The 18,693-nt window shown below is 71.2% G+C and carries 17 protein-coding genes; 9 read left to right on the top strand and 8 right to left on the bottom strand.

The genetic code is table 11. From position 1 onward, the window contains the following. Window positions 1–23: 23 nt before the first annotated feature. Window positions 24–716 carry a hypothetical protein gene (locus tag O7635_RS17905; RefSeq protein WP_278085516.1) on the bottom strand — a complete coding sequence of 231 codons (693 nt, stop codon included), beginning with the start codon at window positions 714–716 and terminating at the stop codon, window positions 24–26. Between the two features lie 231 nt (window positions 717–947). Here O7635_RS17905 and O7635_RS17900 point away from each other — a divergent pair, with 231 nt between their 5' ends. Continuing rightward, entirely contained in the window at window positions 948–2,156 is a 1,209-nt protein-coding gene (locus tag O7635_RS17900; protein WP_278081569.1) for a DUF349 domain-containing protein, read from the top strand. 290 nt (window positions 2,157–2,446) lie between these two features. Then, window positions 2,447–4,048: a cellulase family glycosylhydrolase gene (locus tag O7635_RS17895; protein WP_278081568.1), complete on the top strand. Its 1,602-nt coding sequence runs from the start codon at window positions 2,447–2,449 to the stop codon at window positions 4,046–4,048. Between the two features lie 106 nt (window positions 4,049–4,154). Here O7635_RS17895 and miaB read toward each other — a convergent pair whose 3' ends face one another. Beyond that, window positions 4,155–5,648 carry a tRNA (N6-isopentenyl adenosine(37)-C2)-methylthiotransferase MiaB gene (gene miaB, locus O7635_RS17890; protein WP_278081567.1) on the bottom strand — a complete coding sequence of 498 codons (1,494 nt, stop codon included), beginning with the start codon at window positions 5,646–5,648 and terminating at the stop codon, window positions 4,155–4,157. Between the two features lie 29 nt (window positions 5,649–5,677). Beyond that, on the bottom strand, window positions 5,678–6,181 hold the full coding sequence (locus O7635_RS17885) for a hypothetical protein (protein WP_278081566.1): 504 nt from the start codon (window positions 6,179–6,181) through the stop codon (window positions 5,678–5,680). 120 nt (window positions 6,182–6,301) lie between these two features. Between O7635_RS17885 and O7635_RS17880 the strand changes: the two genes are divergently transcribed. From O7635_RS17880 to O7635_RS17865, 4 genes are all read left to right on the top strand, one after another. Then, window positions 6,302–7,060 (top strand): amino acid ABC transporter ATP-binding protein, encoded by a 759-nt coding sequence (locus O7635_RS17880; protein WP_278081565.1) that lies wholly within the window; start codon window positions 6,302–6,304, stop codon window positions 7,058–7,060. Between the two features lie 74 nt (window positions 7,061–7,134). Beyond that, window positions 7,135–8,025, top strand: a complete 891-nt coding sequence (locus tag O7635_RS17875; protein WP_278081564.1) for a glutamate ABC transporter substrate-binding protein — start codon at window positions 7,135–7,137, stop codon at window positions 8,023–8,025. Window positions 8,026–8,103: 78 nt separating this feature from the next. Beyond that, window positions 8,104–8,778 (top strand): amino acid ABC transporter permease, encoded by a 675-nt coding sequence (locus O7635_RS17870; RefSeq protein WP_278081563.1) that lies wholly within the window; start codon window positions 8,104–8,106, stop codon window positions 8,776–8,778. Further along, complete coding sequence (locus tag O7635_RS17865) at window positions 8,775–9,641, top strand: amino acid ABC transporter permease (RefSeq protein ID WP_278081562.1); 867 nt, start codon at window positions 8,775–8,777, stop codon at window positions 9,639–9,641. Before O7635_RS17870 ends, O7635_RS17865 begins: the two co-directional genes overlap by 4 nt. Here the strand turns inward: O7635_RS17865 and O7635_RS17860 are convergent. After that, window positions 9,543–10,292 (bottom strand): isochorismatase family cysteine hydrolase, encoded by a 750-nt coding sequence (locus O7635_RS17860; protein WP_278081561.1) that lies wholly within the window; start codon window positions 10,290–10,292, stop codon window positions 9,543–9,545. The genes O7635_RS17865 and O7635_RS17860 overlap by 99 nt on opposite strands. 561 nt (window positions 10,293–10,853) lie before the next feature. Beyond that, a complete protein-coding gene (locus O7635_RS17855; RefSeq protein ID WP_278085515.1) occupies window positions 10,854–11,468 on the bottom strand; it encodes a TetR/AcrR family transcriptional regulator in 615 nt (204 codons plus the stop codon). A 74-nt stretch (window positions 11,469–11,542) separates the two neighbouring features. Here O7635_RS17855 and O7635_RS17850 point away from each other — a divergent pair, with 74 nt between their 5' ends. Continuing rightward, on the top strand, window positions 11,543–11,896 hold the full coding sequence (locus tag O7635_RS17850) for a cytoplasmic protein (RefSeq protein WP_278081560.1): 354 nt from the start codon (window positions 11,543–11,545) through the stop codon (window positions 11,894–11,896). Window positions 11,897–11,970: 74 nt separating this feature from the next. Here O7635_RS17850 and rny read toward each other — a convergent pair whose 3' ends face one another. Then, on the bottom strand, window positions 11,971–13,746 hold the full coding sequence (rny, locus tag O7635_RS17845; protein ID WP_278081559.1) for a ribonuclease Y: 1,776 nt from the start codon (window positions 13,744–13,746) through the stop codon (window positions 11,971–11,973). A 760-nt stretch (window positions 13,747–14,506) separates the two neighbouring features. Here rny and O7635_RS17840 point away from each other — a divergent pair. Next, entirely contained in the window at window positions 14,507–15,181 is a 675-nt protein-coding gene (locus O7635_RS17840; RefSeq protein ID WP_278081558.1) for an NUDIX domain-containing protein, read from the top strand. Window positions 15,182–15,402: 221 nt separating this feature from the next. Continuing rightward, window positions 15,403–16,095 (top strand): TetR/AcrR family transcriptional regulator C-terminal domain-containing protein, encoded by a 693-nt coding sequence (locus O7635_RS17835; RefSeq protein ID WP_278081557.1) that lies wholly within the window; start codon window positions 15,403–15,405, stop codon window positions 16,093–16,095. A 276-nt stretch (window positions 16,096–16,371) separates the two neighbouring features. On the opposite strand, the gene O7635_RS17830 is transcribed toward O7635_RS17835, so the two are convergent. Then, on the bottom strand, window positions 16,372–17,073 hold the full coding sequence (locus O7635_RS17830) for a regulatory protein RecX (RefSeq protein ID WP_278081556.1): 702 nt from the start codon (window positions 17,071–17,073) through the stop codon (window positions 16,372–16,374). Window positions 17,074–17,537: 464 nt separating this feature from the next. After that, window positions 17,538–18,587, bottom strand: coding sequence for a recombinase RecA (gene recA, locus O7635_RS17825; RefSeq protein WP_278085514.1), 1,050 nt, complete (start codon window positions 18,585–18,587; stop codon window positions 17,538–17,540). Window positions 18,588–18,693 lie beyond the last annotated feature (106 nt).

Below are 18,693 nucleotides of genomic sequence, written 5' to 3'. Positions count from 1 at the left end.
GAATGATTCGGTCGCAAGCTCCCTCATGCCGTCGCCCCGCGGCGCTGCCAGGAGGCGACGAAATAGGCGACGCCGTACGGGGCCGCGTAGTAGGACAGGTCGCCCGACCACTCACCGCCGGCTGCCGCCACCGCGCCCGCGGCCGCCTGGAACGCCGGTCGGCCGGCCACCCGCAGCTGCGCGGACAGCGCCGGGTCCAGCGCGCCCAGCGCGGCCACGTCGACACCGGCCAGCGCCGCCGCCAGGGCGTCGTCGTAGGGCTTGGCGCGCGGATCGTCGTACCCCGGGGACTTCACGCCCCGCGACGCGGACCCGTCGCCCATGACGAGCAGCGCCCACGGGCCGTCCGGGACGCAGCACTCGCCGAAGTCGCGGCACTCGTCGGGCGACGCGTCGGCGGCGATGCCCTGCATGTTGACCATGACGGGCTGGCGGGGCGGGTGTTGCCGCAGCAGCCACGCGCCGATCACCAGGCTCAACGGCAACGGGTGGCTCTCCAGCGGGTCGTGCGGCCCGAGCGACACGTCCAGGTCGACGCCCCACGGCCGCAGCGAGCCGCGCTGGGGTGGGTCATAGGACGTCATGGCCGAATCCGCCCCGAACACCACGATCTGCCGCGCACCGGCCCGGCCGAGCGCCGAGACCGCCTCGCCGCAGGCCGCGCGCAGGTCGTCGAGCTCCGCGGCGGCGCCGCCGGCCACCTCAGGGACGATCATGGGCGGATGAGGACAGACCGCGACAGCTACGAGGGTCACCGCATAACGGTATCGGGACGGCAGACCATAGCCGCGTGATTCCGGCCCCGGTCTCCGTATGGTCACGGTCGCCAATAGGCGCTCGACTTACACGGGGTGGGACCTGTGACAATGCAGCGGTAACAATACTGCGCTATGGCGACGCCGAAAGGGTGCGATCCCGGACGGAGTCGGACGAACGAGGATGGGCAGATGAGCGACTGGACGGCCTTCGGACGCGTGGACGCGGAGGGCACGGTTTACGTCAAGACGGCCGAGGGGGAACGAGTCGTCGGCTCGTGGCAGGCCGGCTCGCCCGAGGAGGGCCTGGCCCACTTCGCCCGGCGGTTCGCCGACGTGGTCACCGAGGTCGACCTCGTCGAGGCCCGGATGAACTCCGGCGCCGCCGACGCGTCCCACTCGCTGTCGACCATCCGGCGCATCCGCGCGTCGCTGCCCGAGGCCCACGTCGTCGGTGACATCGACGGGCTCACCGCCCGGCTCGACCGGCTCGCCGAGTCCGCCGAGGCCAAGGCCGGCGAGGCCCGCGCCGCCCGGGAGACCGCCCGCGCCGAGGCCCTGGCCCGCAAGACCCAGCTCGTCGAAGAGGCCGAGAAGATCGCCGCCGAGTCCACCGGCTGGAAGTCCGCCGGCGACCGGCTCAAGGAGATCCTCGACGAGTGGAAGACCATCCGGGGCGTCGACAAGAAGTCCGACGGTGAGCTGTGGAAGCGCTTCGCCGCCGCCCGGGACGGCTTCACCCGCCGCCGGGGCGCCCACTTCGCGACCCTCGACGCGCAGCGCAAGCAGGCCCAGACCGCCAAGGAGACGCTGGTCACCGAGGCCGAAGCGCTCCGCGAGTCGACCGACTGGGGTCCGACCGCCGCGCGGCTCAAGGAGCTGATGACCGAGTGGAAGGCCGCGCCGCGCGCCTCCAAGGAGGCCGAGCAGCGCCTCTGGGAGAGGTTCCGCGCCGCGCAGGACGCCTTCTTCACCAACCGCAGCTCCGTCTTCTCGGCCCGCGACGCCGAGCAGCGCGGCAACCTCGAGCGCAAGCAGGCGCTGGTGACCGAGGCCGAGGCGATCGACGTCGACGCGGACCCGCGGGCCGCGCAGGCCAAGCTGCGTGAGATCCAGGGCCAGTGGCACGACGCCGGCCGGGTTCCCCGGGAGGACGCCAGCCGGCTCGACCGCCGGATCCGCGCCGTCGAGGAGAAGGTCCGCCTCGCGATGGACTCCGCCTGGCGCCGCACCGAGCCGTCCGCCAACCCGCTGCTGGCCCAGATGCGCGAGCAGGTCGCCGAGGCCGAGCAGCGCCTCGAACGCGCCCGCAACGCCGGCGACGCCAAGCGCATCCGCGAGGCCGAGAACGCGCTCAACCAGAAGCGCCAGTTCCTCAACCTGGCCGAACAAGCCAACTGAGAGTCCACATAGGGCTATTGCCCGGGTCCGCGGTGGTGCGGACCGTCGCTCCCGCCGGAGACCGGGCCGGGCCCCACGGGGCCCGTCCCTGCCAGCTCCGCGGTGGGTCGAGCGTTAGGAACGGCCCGTTCCTATGCGAAAAGCGTTAGGAACGGGCCGTTCCTTGCGCTTCGGCATTGACCGGGGGCATCGACTGCGATCAGAATGGGCGCGGAGCCAGGGCAACGCGCCGCGCCGCACGAGCGTCTGCGCGCGGAGTCTCGTACCCCCGTGAAATGGAGCCCTGGCACATGCAACGCACACCTGTCCGCGGCGATCTCGTCGCGGCTCTGGTCGCGGCCGCGACCGTCCTCGTCGGTGTCACGATGTCGAGCGCGCCCGCCCTCGCGGCCGGCACCGGCACCGGATACCTGCACACCAGCGGCAACAAGATCGTCGACAGCACCGGCGCGACTGTGCGGCTCACCGGGATCAACTGGTTCGGCATGGAGACCGACAACAAGACCTTCCACGGTCTGTGGTCGAGCAACCCGTGGCGCAGCCAGCTCGACACGATGGCCAACCTCGGTTACAACACGCTGCGTATCCCCTTCTCCAACGACGCGCTCAAGGCCGGCGCCACCGCCACCGGCATCAACGACTTCGTCAACCCCGACCTCGTCGGCAACTCACCCCTGCAGATCCTGGACAAGGTCATCGCGTACGCCGGCAGCAAGGGCATGCGGGTGATCCTCGACCGGCACCGGCCGACCAGCGCGGGGCAGACGGCGCTCTGGTACACGGCCGCCGTGCCGGAGAGCACCTGGATCAGCGACTGGCGGATGCTCGCCCAGCGCTATGCCAACAACCCGACGGTGATCGGCGCCGACCTGCACAACGAGCCGCACGCCGAGGGCACCAACCCGGCCGCCACCGGCGCGTGCTGGGGCTGCGGCGACACCGCGCGGGACTGGCGCCTCGCCGCCGAGCGGGCCGGCAATGCCATCCTCGGCGTGCAGCCCAACTGGCTCATCTTCGTCGAGGGCGTGAGCTGCCCGAGCGGCGGACTGTCCAATGTGTGGGACGGTGACACGAGCAACGACGAGGACTGCGGCTGGTGGGGCGGCAACCTCAGCAAGGCCGGGCAGTTCCCGGTGCGGCTGTCGGTGGCCGATCGGCTGGTCTACTCGCCGCACGACTACGCCATCTCCGTCTACCACCAGAGCTGGTTCGACGCGCCGGACTTCCCGGCCAACCTGCCGGGGATCTGGGACAAGTACTGGGGTTACCTGTTCAAGCAGAACACCGCCCCGATCATGCTGGGCGAGTTCGGCTCGACGCTGGCCGACCCGAAGGACCGGGTGTGGCTGACCAACCTCATGTCCTACATGGGCAGTGGGGTCAACGGGATGTCGTTCACCTACTGGTCGTGGAACCCGAACTCCGGTGACACCGGCGGCATCGCCAACGACGACTGGACGACCGTCAACCAGGCCAAACAGTCGATCATCAGCCCGTACCTGATCCCGCCGACCGGGGGCGGCGGGCCGACAGGTGGGCCGACCGGCGGTCCCACCGGGGGCCCGACCGGTGGGCCGACGCCGACCGGCGACTGTGACGCCACCTACCGGTCCACCAACACCTGGCAGGGCGGCTTCCAGGGTGAGCTCACGGTGACCAACCGGGGCTCCGCGGCGGCCAACCCGTGGCGGGTCACCTGGACCTGGCCGTCCGGGGTGACGCTGGGCAGCGGCTGGAACGCGACCGTGACGCAGTCGGGCACCACCGTCACCGCGGCGGCGCCGACCTGGTCGCCGTCGCTGGCGGCCGGCGCGTCGGTGACGATCGGCTTCACCGCCAACGGTTCCGCGGCGGCGCCGGGGGCGGTCGCCCTCAACGGCGTCGCCTGCTGAGCGACGCGACACCGGAGACCGCGGCGGCGGGTAACCCACGGCCCGCCGCCGCCTCCGGAAACCGGAAGCACGTCGGTGCCGCGCGCCAGAAACAGGTCGGTCGCGGTCAGTGGGCGGCGCAGGCCGATTCGGTCGGCAGCGGCTGGATCGGCGGCCGGCCGAGGCTCGGCATGCCGAGGTTGACGCCCGGTGTGCGGGGCGCGCGACCGGCCTCGAACGCGTCGCCGGCCCGGGTGCGGCGGTGCGACAGCGGCGCGCCGTCGGCGTTGAGGTGGTGCGGCGCCGCGTAGCTGATCACCGTCTCGACGATGTCGCCGGGCCGGATGCCGGTCAGGTCGCCGGTCGCGAAGTGCACCAGCCGCCCGTCGCGGGCCCGCCCCGACATCCGACCGGTGCGCTCGTCCTTGCGCCCCTCGCCGACCGCGACCAGCACCTCGACGGTCGACCCGACCAGGGCGCGGTTCTCGGCCCAGGTGGTCTCCTCGACGACGGCCATCAGCCGCTCGTAGCGCTCCTGGACGACGGCTTTGGGCACCTGGTCGGCCATCGTGGCGGCCGGCGTGCCGGGGCGCGGCGAGTATTGGAAGGTGAAGGCGCTGGCGAACCGGGCCGCCCGCACCACGTCGAGGGTGCGCGCGAAGTCGTCCTCGGTCTCGCCGGGGAAGCCCACGATGATGTCGGTGGTGATGGCCGCGTCGGGCATCGCCGCGCGTACCTTCTCGATGATCCCGAGGTAGCGCTCCTGCCGGTAGGACCGGCGCATCGCCTTCAGCACCGCGTCGGAGCCGGACTGCAGCGGCATGTGCAGCGAGTGGCACACGTTGGGCGTCTCGGCCATCGCGGCGATCACGTCGTCCGTGAAGTCCTTGGGGTGCGGGCTGGTGAAACGGACCCGCTCGAGCCCTTGGATCGCGCCTGTCGAGCGGAGGAGCTTGCCGAACGCCAACCGGTCGCCGAACTCGACGCCGTAGGAGTTGACGTTCTGGCCGAGCAGCGTCACCTCGAGCACGCCCTCGGCGACCAGCGCCTCGACCTCGGCCAGCACCTCGCCCGGCCGTCGGTCCTTCTCGCGGCCGCGCAGCGACGGGACGATGCAGAAGGTGCAGGTGTTGTTGCAGCCGACGGAGATCGAGACCCAACCGGCGTACGTGGACTCGCGCCGGGCCGGCAGCGTCGACGGGAAGACCTCGAGCGACTCGAGGATCTCGACCTCGGCGTCGGCGTTGTGCCGGGCGCGCTCCAGGAGCGCGGGCAGCGACCCGATGTTGTGGGTGCCGAACACCACGTCGACCCACGGCGCCTTCTTGACGATCTCGCCGCGGTCCTTCTGGGCGAGGCAGCCGCCGACCGCGATCTGCATGTCCGGGCGGCGCGTCTTGGCCGGTCGCAGGTGGCCGAGGTTGCCGTAGAGGCGGTTGTCGGCGTTCTCCCGGACGGCGCAGGTGTTGAAGACCACCACGTCGGCGTCGTCCGCCTCCGCGCGGACGTAGCCGGCCGCCTCGAGGAGCCCGGAGATCCGCTCGGAGTCGTGCACGTTCATCTGGCAGCCGTATGTGCGCACCTGGTAGGTGCGGGGGCTCGCCTCGGCGGCTGTAGTCATGACCTCTACAGGGTAGCCGCCGGCCCGGGTCAGGCGGCCAGGCCGGGGACCACCCGGTCGGGGGTCCACCGCGACTGCTGACAGGGCACCCGCTGGCGGTGGCACCACGGGTCGTGGCCGGTGCAGAGCCGCACGTTGGAGAGCGCGTCGCCGTCGTCGGTCTCGACCACGTCCACGTGTACGGGTCGCAGGGTGCCGTCGGCCGTCGCGAGCACGTGCCGGTCGGGGATCAGGGTGTCGTCGGCGAGCAGCACCCGGCGGCGCAGCAGCGAGGCGACCTCGGCCGCGGCGGCGGGCTCGGCGACCTCGACCGGCGGCGCGTAGCAGTCGATGCTCACCGGGAACTCGCCGGCGCCCTGCCAGACGTCGCAGAGCACCGCGTCCTCCGGCGGGTCGTCGTCATCCAACGGGACCACGGCGCATCCCGTGACGACGCTGAGCACACGCATGACCACGCTGGGTGTCAAGGGCGCCTCCGCGTGCCAGTTCCAGATCGCGGAGCCCTGCCCCGGGGGGACCGGAGGGATCGCCATACCAACGATCGTGCCTGCCAGCGGGCGTACGCGAGGCCCGCGTTACCGCTCCGTGACCCTTCACGGCCCGTCCTGACACATCGTCACCCTTAGAGTGGCTCCATCCAGAGGGAGGGGTCGATGGTCGTAGGTGACACGTCGCGGGAGCCGCTGATCGTGCTCGACAAGGTCAACAAGTACTTCGGCGACCTGCACGTGCTGCGCGACGTCGACCTGTCGATCGGGCGCGGCGAAGTGGTCGTCGTGATCGGACCGTCGGGTTCGGGCAAGTCCACGCTCTGCCGCGCGATCAACCGCCTGGAGACCATCAACTCCGGCGAGATCACCTTCGACGGCAAGGCGCTGCCGGCCGAGGGCCGCGCGCTGGCCCGGCTGCGCAGCGACGTCGGCATGGTGTTCCAGTCGTTCAACCTCTTCGCACACAAGACGATCCTGCAGAACGTGACGCTCGGCCCGGTCAAGGTGCGCAAGGAGAAGCCGGAAGAGGCGCGCAAGCGCGGCATGGCGCTGCTCGAGCGGGTGGGCATCGCCAACCAGGCCGAGAAATATCCCGCGCAGCTCTCCGGTGGCCAGCAGCAGCGCGCGGCGATCGCGCGCGCGCTGGCGATGCAGCCCAAGGCGATGCTCTTCGACGAGCCGACCAGCGCGCTCGACCCCGAGATGGTGGGCGAGGTGCTCGACGTGATGACGTCCCTCGCCCGTGACGGCATGACGATGGTCGTGGTCACCCATGAGATGGGTTTCGCGCGGCATGCGGCGAACCGGGTGGTATTCATGGCTGACGGTCAGCTGGTCGAGCAGGCCGAGCCGGGCGAGTTCTTCGCCAACCCGCGCAGCGACCGGGCCAAGGACTTCCTTTCCAAGATCCTTACGCACTGATCTCACGTTCCCTTTGCACACCAAGGGATCCGGCCGCACCGGCGCCGGGTCTCCTTCACGAGGAGGAGAAACACATGCGGATGACGCGCGTTGCGGCCACCGCCGCGGCGGCAGTGCTCGCACTGACGATGGCGGCCTGTGGTGACGACAGCGGCACCGGCAGCGGCTCGGGGACGGGCAGCGGCAGCGGCACGGGTTCCGGCTCCAACGCGACCGGCGTGGTCGCCAAGGCGGCGTCCGGCTCGCTCAAGGTCGGCGTCAAGGCCGACCAGCCGGGCCTCGGCCTGCAGACGGGCACCGCCTACGAGGGCTTCGACATCGAGATCGCGAAGATCATCGCCAAGGGTCTCGGGATGCAGGAGTCCGGCATCCAGTACGTGACCACGGTGTCGGCCAACCGTGAGCCCTACCTCCAGCAGGGCACGGTCGACCTGGTCGTCGCGACCTACACGATCAACGACGAGCGCAAGACGAAGGTCAACTTCGCTGGGCCGTACTTCATCGCGGGCCAGGACCTGCTCGTGCCGACCGACTCGACGATCACCGCGCCGGAGCAGCTCGCCGGCAAGAAGGTCTGCTCGGTGACCGGCTCGACCCCGGCCAAGCGCATCCAGGAGACCTACAAGGACGCGAAGCTGCAGCTCTTCGACGCGTACTCGAAGTGCATCACCGCCCTCGCCGGCGGTCAGGTCGACGCGGTGACCACCGACGACATCATCCTCGCGGGTTACGCCTCGCAGTCGCAGTTCGCCGGCAAGTTCAAGGTCGTCGGCAAGCCGTTCTCCGAGGAGCCCTACGGCATCGGTCTCGCCAAGGCTGACAAGGCCGGCTGCGAGAAGATCAACGAGATCCTGAAGGCCGCCGCCACCGACGGCTCCTACAAGGCCGCCTGGGACAAGACGCTCGGCAAGAGCGGCACCGCGGCGCCGGAGCTCGACACCAGCAAGCTGACCAACTGCGCCTGACGCGCGACGCGAAGGGGCCGGCGGCGGACACGCCGCCGGCCCCGTGCGCGGTAGGCCACCCGAAGGGAGGAGCGGGGCGTGCCCGTATTCAGCAATCCCGCCAACTTCGACGCGTACGTGTCGGGTTTCCTGTGGATCCTCAAGATGACCGCCGCGTCCGGCGCGCTGGCCCTGGTGCTCGGCGTGGTCCTGGCCGCGATGCGGGTGTCGCCCGTGCCGGTGCTGCGCTGGTTCGGCGCCGCGTGGGTCAACATCTTCCGCAACACCCCGCTGACACTGATCATCTTCTTCTGTTACTTCGGCCTCTACGCCACGCTGACCATCTCGTTGAGTGACGACATCGACCTCAACAACTTCTGGCTCGGCGTGGTCGGCCTCTCCGTCTACACGGCCGCGTTCGTCTGCGAGGCGCTGCGCTCCGGCATCAACACGGTGCCGGCGGGGCAGGCCGAGGCGGCGCGGGCCATCGGGCTCACCTTCGCGCAGACGCTGCGGATCGTGGTGCTCCCCCAGGCCGGCCGCGCGGTGATCGCGCCACTGGGGAGCGTGCTGATCGCGCTCTGCAAGAACACCACCATCGTCGGCACGATCGGCCTGCTCGAGGCGAGCAACATCATGAAGCAGCTGATCAACGACAACGGTGACCAGGTCATCCTGATCTTTGTCGTCTTCGCCGGCACGTTCGCGGCCGTGCTCATCCCGGTCGGCTACTTCTTCGGCTGGCTGGCCAACCGACTGGCGGTGAAGCGGTGAGCGGCAACCCGGTCCTCTACGACCACCCGGGGCCGCGGGCCAAGGTCCGCAACGCCATCTTCACGGCGGTCTTCGGCGTGCTGATCCTGGCGCTCCTCTACTGGATCTACCGGAAGTTCGACGAGAAGGGCCAGTTCGCCAAGGTCCTCTGGGAGCCGTTCACCAAGGCCGACGTCTGGCAGAACTTCATCATCCCCGGCATCGAGGGCACGCTGAAGGCGGCCGCTACCGCGATGGTATTCGCGTTGGCGTTCGGCCTGATCTTCTCGATCGGCCGGCTGTCGGAGCACCGCTGGATCAGTGTCCCGGCCGGCGTGGTCGTCGAGTTCTTCCGCGCCGTACCCCTGCTCCTCATGATCTTCTTCATCTCGTTCGGCGTGCCGTTCCTGATCAACGGCCCGGTGGCGCCGTTCTGGTCCGTGGTGATCGGCCTGACCCTCTACAACGGGTCCGTGCTGGCGGAGGCGTTCCGCGCCGGCATCCGGGCGGTGCCGGCGGGCCAGTCCGAGGCGGCGTACGCGATCGGCATGCGCAAGACGGCCGTCATGCAGAACATCCTGGTCCCGCAGGCGGCCCGGGCGATGCTGCCGGTGATCGTCAGCCAGCTCGTGGTGCTGCTCAAGGACACGGCGCTCGGCTACATCGTGTCCTACCCGGAGCTGCTGCAGCTCGGCGTCAACGTGGTGGCGGCGAACTACTTCAACGTCATCCAGGCCGCGATCGTGGCGGCGGTCCTCTACATCATCGTCAACTTCGCCCTGACGTCACTGGCCAACTGGCTGGACCGCCGCACCCAGCGCCGCGGCATCCGCACGCCACGCCTGGACCCCGGCGACGCGATGGGCGGCGGCGGGGCGGTCTAGAAGCTCCAGGACCTCGTCGGTGGTACGCACGTCGCCGAACGTGCGATAGATCGTGTAGAGGGCGGCGTTGTGGTCGGCGTCGCGCCGGGCGGCGTTGGCGTCGGCGACCATGACGACGCGGTAGCCGAGCGTGCTCGCGTCCCGGGCGGAGGACTCGCAGCAGACGTTGGTCAACGTGCCCGTGATGAGCACGGTGTCGACTCCGTTGGCCGCTAGGAGGTCCGGCAGCGGCGAGTGGCCGGGGAAGAAGGCGCTCGCCGCGGTCTTCTCCACCACGAGGTCGGCGTCGGCGACCGCGAACTCGCGCCAGATCCGGCGGCGCGGTGGTCCGTCGCCACCCCTGCGGGCGAACATCTCGGCGGTGCGGGGGCGGTAGAACTCCTTCTTCACCGCCGACGGTTCGGTGAAGCCGGGCACCACCCAGGCGACGGTGCCGCCGGTTTGGCGGGTCGCCTCGGCCAGCCGGGAGATGTTGGGAACGATCCCGAACGTGTAGTCGTTCTCCTCGACGAAGAACGGCACCATGTCGACGACGACCAGCGCTGTGCGGGCCGGTTCGAGGCTGGTGAACGCATGCCGCCGGCCACGCCGGGCCTCGTGTCGCTGGTATTCCCGCTCCTCGATCCGCCAGTCGTGCATTTTGCGCTCCACGACGGCGAGAGTAGCGGTGGTCGACAGCGAAACGACTGCGTGCGCCTGTGGCGCACGGATTCACGGCCCGCGCCGCGCGCCTGCCACCACGGCCCACGCCCCGCGCCCGCCACCACAGCCGGCGCCGTGCGCCCGCCACCGCGGTCCGCGCCGTGCGTCCGGCACCGCGGTCCGCGCCGTGCGTCCGCCACCGCGGCCCGCACCGCGCCCCCGCCACCTGCCCCGCACCGCGCGCCCGCCACCACGCCCCGCGCCGCGCGCCCGCCACCACGGCCCGCGCCGCGCATCCGGCACCGCGTCCCGCGCCGCGCATCCGGCACCGCGTCCCGCGCCGTGCGCCCGCCACCACGGCCCGCACCGCGCGCCCGCCACCACGGCCCGCGCCGTGCATCCGGCACCGCGGCCCGCGCCGCGCGCCCGCCACCACGGCCCGCGCCGCGCGCCCGCCACCACGGCCCGCGCCGCGCATCCGGCACCGCGGCCCGCACCGTGCGTCCGGCACCGCGGCCCGCGCAATGCGTCCGGCACCGCGGCCCGCGCCCGTGCGTCCGGCACCGCTTTCTATGCAGGCCCGTCGTCTCGTCGGTGGTCCTCGCCGTCGGCGACGGCGGCGGCAAGGAGTGCGCGAGCGGTGTTCTTGACCGTGTCCGCCGCCTCTTCCCGTGAGTAGCCGGCGATGTCGACGAGCCAGATCAGCGTCTCGATCCCCGTCGCCGAGCGGATCGCGGTGGCGAGCCGGTCGACGTCGACCCGGGGGTGGGTGTTGCGCAGCGGCGCCAGCGCCTCGGTGATCCAGCCGATGGCGCGGCCTTGGCGCAGCATCGGTTGGCCGCCGGCCGGCTCCAGCGACAGTCGCAGTGCCGCGCGGAGCTGCGGCTCCCAGGTGAAGTTGTATTGGGCGAAGGCCGTCATCAGCAGGTGGAGCCGGGCGCCCACGTCGGCCGGCGCGTCGGGTGGAAGCAGGCTGTCGGGCGCGATGGTGGGTTGGGCCGCCAGCAGCAGGGTGCGCTGGTTGGGGAAATAGCGGTAGGCGGTGGTGCGGGAGATCCCGGCCCGTTGGGCGGCGTCGTCGACCTGCGGCGTGAGCCCGGCCGCGAGCAGGTCGCGAGCGGCGGTGACCAGCGCCTGTCGGGTGCGTGACTTCTGCGCCGTGCGCCCGGTCGACTCATATGGCATCGCCACTCCATCATGGTACCGTAGTCTCATATGGGACTCGGGTCCCACGAGCTCGCGCAGCGGAGGAGTCCACGATGGATTCTCACGACCCGACCGTCACCGATCCCGGCCTCTACAAAGTGATCTTCGAGAACGAGCGGGTGCGGGTGCTGGAATACCGCGACGAGCCCGGCGACCACACGCACGTGCACCGCCACCCCGACAGCGTGATGGTCACGCTCAGCGACTTCCGCCGCCAGGTCAGCTCCGGCGGCCGGAGCGTCGAGGTGGACCTGCGGGCCGGCGAGGCCCGGTGGGTGGGCGCGCAGGAACACGCCGGCGAGAACATCGGCGACACGGCGACGCACAGCATCTTCATCGAGCTGAAGGAGCCACCGCCGGCCATCGGCTCGACCGTCGCCGCCCCGCTCGGCCCGAGCGGCGGGTAAACCCACCGCGGACCTGGCTTGCCCGGCGGGAGCGACGGTCGTGCCCACGACGGGCCCGGGACCGGCGCTTGGTTCTAGCGGGCGATCTCGGTGACGCGCGACTCGCGGACGACGGTGACCCGGATCTGGCCCGGGTAGGTCAGCTCTTCCTCGATCTGCTTCGCGACGTCGCGGGCGAGTACGGCGGCGCCGATGTCGTCGACGTCGTCGGGCTTGACCATGACGCGGATCTCGCGGCCGGCCTGCATCGCGAAGACCTTCTCCACGCCGGTCTTGCCGCCGGCGATCTCCTCGATGCGCTCGAGCCGCTTCACGTAGGCCTCGAGGCTCTCCCGGCGCGCCCCCGGCCGGCCACCGGAGCAGGCGTCGGAGGCCTGCGTCAACACGGCTTCGATCGTCTGCGGCTGGACCTCGTTGTGGTGCGCCTCGATGGCGTGTACGACCTCGTCGGACTCGCCGTACTTCCGCGCCAGGTCGGCGCCGATCAGCGCGTGGCTGCCCTCGACCTCGTGGGTGAGCGCCTTGCCGATGTCGTGCAGGAACGCGCCGCGCTTGATCAGCGGGGCGTCGAGGCGCAGCTCAGCCGCCATGATGCCGGCGATGTGGGCGGTCTCGACGAGGTGCTTGAGCACGTTCTGGCCGTAGCTCGTGCGGTAGCGCAACCGACCCAGCAGCGTCACGAGCTCGGGATGGATCTCGGTGATGCCGACCTCGACGAGCGCGTCCTCGGCGGCCCGCTGGCAGAGGCGTTCCACCTCCTGCTTGGCGGTCTCGAAGACCTCCTCGATGCGGTGCGGGTGGATGCGACCGTCAAGGACGAGCTTCTCCAGCGTCAGCCGGCCGATCTCGCGACGGACGGGATCGAAACACGAGAGGAGTACGGCCTCCGGCGTGTCGTCGATGATCAGGTTCACGCCGGTGACCGACTCGAACGCGCGGATGTTGCGGCCTTCGCGGCCGATGATCCGGCCCTTCATCTCGTCGCCCGGCAGGTGCAGGACGCTGACCACGCTCTCGGCGGTCTGCTCGCTCGCGACCCGCTGGATCGCCTCGACGACGATGTGCCGGGCCCGCTGCTCACCGGTGGCGCGGGCGTCGGACTCGATGTCGCGTACGAGGATCGCCGCCTCGCGCTTGGCCTGCACCTCGATCGACTCGATCAGCTCGACCCGCGCGGTGTCTGCGGTCAGGCCGGCGACCCGCTCCAGCTCGCGGCGGCGGTGCTCCTCGGCCTCGACCAGCTCGGTCTCCCGGGTGGCCAGCGCCTTCTCGCGCTCGGCGAGCTCCGCGGTGGCGGCGGTGAGGCGGCGTTCACGCTCGGTGAGCCGCTCGACCTCTTCGCTGTGGAGGCGCTCCCGCTCGTCCATCCGCGCGGCCCGCCGCTCGACGTCGGCGGCGTGTTCCTTGGTGGTGGCGGCGAGCATGGCGGCCTCGCGCTCGCCACTGCGCCGGGCGGCGGCCCGGAGCTGTTCGGCGTCCTGCTCGGCCTGCTTGTGCGCGCGTTCGAGGAGGGTGTCGGCCTCGGCGCGGGCCGTGTCGAGCACGCGGCGGGCCTCGGCCCGGGCTGCGGAGGCCTCGGCCTTGGCGGCGGCGGCCTCGGTCCGGGCGGCGGCGGCCGCGGACTTCGCCGTGTCGACGGTTGAGGTGGCCTCTTCGGCCTTGGTGCGCAACGTCGCCAGCGACTGCTCGTGCCGCTCCCGCTCGGCCGTGTAGTTCGGGTCTTCCGGCTTCGGCGCCGCGGTCTGCGTGTTGAGGCGACGGAGCGCCTTGGCCCCGAGCACGAGCCCGACCAGGACGGCGGCCGCGAGAACGATGACAGCCGAGAGGAGTACGACGTCCAGCGGGCTCATGCCGCCGCCTCCCTGCGGTCGGCGGGGCAAGAGCACCGGCGACTGAGCTGACTGCGCTCGCTACGCTCTCTCACGCCGCCGCCTCCCTGCGGTCGGCGGGGTTGCGATCGCTTCGCGCGGTCATGCCAGGACGTCCCTACCGGAGCACTCCCGGTGTCGCCCGGTCATGACGCCTCCCCTTCACCGGTCCGGCGGGAGGGGAAGGGGGTGACCCTCCGCTCACGCGCGGCTGTACGGACGCCCGACCGAGGCGGCTGTGGCCGTGGGGAGCCGACCGACGGTGCGCCTCTGCGCCGCCGGTTGGCCGACAATGCTGTCATCCCTGGTCCGGACCGGCCCGTCCGGAAGAGGGTTATGCGGCCGGCTCGCCGGCGCCTCTGATGGTCTCGGCGGGCCGTCTTGCTGGCTTAGCTGGCCGAAAGCTGGCTTGCTGGCCAGAAGTGATGCCGTCTTGTTACGCGATCTATGTTGTGCACTTAGCCTGCGATGGTCGGGCAAATCCAATCTGTAACGCGAGGCTAGGTCGCGAGGGGCCGTTCGGTCAAGGACTCATGATCCGGCTGGGCGAGGGACATAGGGCACTCATCCGCTCACCCCCTGCTCAACACGCTTCGAAACATCACGGAAGTTGCCAACTACATCCACATGGCGTGTCGGTAACCGCACCGTTGCGCAACGTGGATACCCGATGGTGTCACAGCCACCGTCCACAGTCACCGCCGAGGGGGCCGTTGGCGCCGCCGTCGTAGGGTGCCGACCCATGCCGATTCCGGACTTCGTCGTGGCGCTGCGCGAGCGTGTCGGCCACGCGCCGCTGCCACTGCCCGGTGTGATCGCGGTTGTGCGCGACGAGCGGGAGCGGGTCCTGCTGGTTCGTCGGTCCGATACGGGGTCGTGGGCGTTGACCACCGGTTGCCTCGAGCCGGGGGAACAGCCGGCGGCCGGCGCGGTGCGGGAGGTGTGGGAGGAGACGGGCGTCGAGGTCGTGGTCGAGCGCCTGCTGTCGGTGGAGGCGCTGGATCTGTCGGTGGCGCCGAACGGGGATCAGGTGTGGTGGCTGGCTGTCGGGGTCGGTTGTCGGGTGGTCGGTGGCGCGGCCCGGGTGAACGACGACGAGTCGGTCGAGGTTGGCTGGTTCTCTCCCGGGGCGGTGCCGCCGCTGCCGGCTCATCAGGCGCGATGCCTGGCACTGGCGCTGATGCCGGACGCGCGCCTTGGCTGGCGCGCTGACCAGTCGGTCGGGATTGCGGGTCCGGGCACGGCGCGTGCCGCCGATTGGCACGACCGGACGACGGTGTCGCACATCGGCCCGGATGCTTCCTGCCCTCGACGCTGGCGCCTCAGGCCGAATCCGGCCGGTCACACAGCCGTCACCGAGTCGAGTGGAGGTGGACTTCGACGTCGTAGACGAGTCGGACCGGTTCGCCGTTCGTGATGCCGACGAAGACCGGCTCAGCGGCCGGGGTCCGGCCGAGCCGCCAGGCTTCGGCGCGGGCGGCGTCGCGGGACTCGTGATGGACCTGGCCCGCCTGATGAAGCCGCAACACGCGACGCGCGGTGGTCCTGTCGCTGTCGAGCTGGATCCGAATCACCGGCATGACCGACCGCCTAATTTAACATTGTTAAGTTAGCTGAACACGGTAATAGGATGCGGCCGTGGACGGGAAGCCGATTTCGAGCGGCGGCGCGGTCTGGCTACGCGCTGAGCCGACGCGCGCCCGCCGCGCGACGCCCCTGACCCGGGAGCGAATCGTCGAGGCCGCCGTCGCTCTCCTCGACGACGCCGGGGTCGACGGTCTGACCATGCGCCGCCTGGCCCAGCGCCTGGATGTCACGCCGACCGCCCTGTACTGGCATGTGAAGACCAAGGACGACGTCCTGGATCTGGCCGTCGACGAGGTCTTCGGCGAGGTGGAGCTGCCGCCGCCCGGCGACGACTGGCGAGCCGACCTGACCACGCTGTCCCGCAGGTGGCGCACGGTCATGCTGCGCCACCCCTGGGCGCCCAACCTCGTGGGCCGACCAATGCTCGGCCCGAACGTCCTGGCCCGCACGGAGTTCCTGCAGTCGGCCCTGGCCCGCGGCGGCTACACGGGTGTCGAGCTGGCGGTGGTCACTCGGCTGGTGGCCAACTACGTGATCGGCGCGGCCCTCACCGCGGCGACCTGGCACCGCAGCCAGAACCCGCAGGCCCGCGCCGAGGCCCGCCGCCACATCGCTACCGACCCGACGGCATATCCGACCCTGATCGCGTCAGGCCACCTGGACGACGGCCCCTGGACCGACGACGACCTCTTCGACCGTGGGCTCGCCTTCATCCTGGCAACCCCACCCGCGCCGCAGTCCTGACGCCCGGCGCGCGGGATGGGCCCGCAGGCAGTCGAACCCGTCCAGCACGCTTACGCACTCGCAGTGAGCCGACGCGTCGGCAGGCTGATCCTCCCTGCGCCAATGCCGCGACAGCGGCAGCGGGCAGCGACCCGGCAACTGCCACCGACCACGCCGAGGTCCGTGACCGGCCCAGCCAGGCCGGTTGCGGCGTCGTTGGCCGACCATCAACTCCGGGGCCGCGCATTGCGCCGCGGTCAGTCCGGTCAGGACGGTCGGCGCAGCATTGCGTCGCGGTCAGTCCGGTTCGGACGACCGGCTGATGTCGGCGTCGGAGTCCATGGCGGATTGGGCTTCGGTCAGGGCGTCGACGTCGACCTGGTCCATGAACTCGGCGGCCTCGGCGCTCTGGGCCGCCAGCGCCTCCTTGACCGCGCGGATCGCCACCCCCGGTCCGTAGCCCTTGCGGGCCAGCATGCCGACCAGCCGCCGGAAGATTTGCTCGGGTTCGCCGCGGGCCGTGCGGAGTTTGCGCTCGACGAGCGCGCGTGCGGTCTCTGCCTCGGTCGAGTCGTCGAGTTGCTCCAGGGCGGCGCCGGCGGTGTCGGAGTCGACGCCCCGTTTGCGTAGCTCGTTGGCCAGCGCCCGGCGGGCCAGGCCGCGGCCCGTGTGGCGGCTGGACACCCAGGCGCGCGAGAACGCGGCGTCGTCGATGATGCCGACCTCGTCGTAGCGGTCGAGCACCTCGGCCGACGTCTCCGCCGAGATGCCGCGGCTGGCCAGGGCTCGGGCCAGCTCCGCACGCGTGCGCGGGCGGACCGCCAGCTGCCGCAGGCAGATCTCGCGCGCCCGCTCGGCCTCGTCGGCCGGCGACGGCGGCGGACCGCCGGCCTCGGCGCGCGCGGCCGGCGCGCCGCCGAAGCCACTCCGCCGCCCCCGACCAGCGCCGGATCGCCCGGACCTGGACCGCGACCTGCCGCGACCAGCGCCGTCGTCCACATCAACCCCTTCGCCGTCGGCGACGTCGTCGCCTTGATCACCCACACCCTCCCGCGACCGCCTGGACGACCCGCCGCGGCGACCGCCGCCAGCCAAGTGGGCGGCGGCGACGTCGTCGCCTTGATCACCCACGCGTTCCCTCGACCGCATGGACGACCCGCCGCGGCGACCGCCGCCAGCCGAGTCGCCGTCGGAGACGCCGCCGGCTGGACCGGCAGTGCGGGAGGTGCCGACCACTGGGGCGGCCGGGTCGTGGTCCAGGACCGCGGCTCGGCCGCCCCAGGGGTCGTCGAGTGGTTCGGCGCCTTCCGGCCAGACGAAGTCGGCCGTGGGGTCGGCCTGTATTTCGCCGTCGGGAGCTGGGCGGGCGCGGCGTGGGCGCGTGGATGGGCGTGGTGGTGCCGCGTCCCAGCCTCGGCCGGAACGGGCACCCCTGCGTCGACCGGCCATGGCCGGTCAGGCCGTTAGAAGTCGACCGGCGGGAGTTCGAGGCCGCCGGCCGCGTCACCGGCGCCGCCCTGGCCGACGCCGAGCTTTTCGAGGATCTTCTTCTCGATCTCGGCGGCGACGTCGGGGTTTTCCTTGAGGAACTCGCGGGCCTTTTCCTTGCCCTGGCCCAGCTGGTCGCCGTCGTAGGTGTACCACGCACCCGACTTGCGGATGATGTTCTGCTCGACGCCCACGTCGATGAGGGAGCCCTCGCGGGAGATGCCCTTGCCGTACATGATGTCGAACTCGGCCTGCTTGAACGGCGCCGCGACCTTGTTCTTGACGACCTTGACGCGGGTGCGGTTGCCGACCACGTCGGTGCCGTCCTTGAGGCTTTCGATGCGGCGCACGTCGAGTCGCACCGAGGCGTAGAACTTCAGCGCCCGGCCACCGGTCGTGGTCTCCGGGCTGCCGAACATCACGCCGATCTTCTCGCGGAGCTGGTTGATGAAGATCGCGGTCGTGCCCGAGTTGTTGAGGATACCGGTGATCTTGCGGAGCGCCTGGCTCATCAACCGGGCCTGGAGACCCACGTGGCTGTCGCCCATCTCGCCCTCGATCTCGGCGCGGGGCACGAGGGCCGCGACCGAGTCGATGACGATGATGTCGAGCGCGCCGGAGCGGATCAGCATGTCGGCGATCTCGAGCGCCTGCTCACCGGTGTCGGGCTGCGACACCAGCAGCGCGTCGGTATCGACACCCAGCGCCCGCGCGTAGTCGGGGTCGAGCGCGTGCTCCGCGTCGATGAACGCCGCGATGCCGCCCGCGCGCTGCGCGTTGGCCACGGCGTGGAGCGCCACCGTCGTCTTACCGGAGGACTCCGGACCGTAGACCTCGATGACCCGCCCGCGCGGCAGACCGCCGACGCCGAGCGCCACGTCGAGCGCGATGGACCCCGTCGGGATCACCGCCGTCTGGATGACCGGCCGCTCCCCCAGCCGCATCACCGAGCCCTTGCCGAACTGTTTGTCGATCTGCGCGAGAGCAAGGTCGAGCGCCTTGTCCCGATCAGGCCCTGTCGCCATCGTCGCCACCCCTGCCTTCGCCGGCATCTTTGAACTCTTCGTCACGCGGACAACCTAGGCGCTGGGTATGACAGAAAACAGCCGCCGTGCCGCGCCTGTGGATAAC

The organism is Asanoa sp. WMMD1127 (assembly GCF_029626225.1).
GTDB lineage: Bacteria > Actinomycetota > Actinomycetes > Mycobacteriales > Micromonosporaceae > Asanoa.
This window is presented reverse-complemented; position numbering and strand designations above follow the sequence as displayed.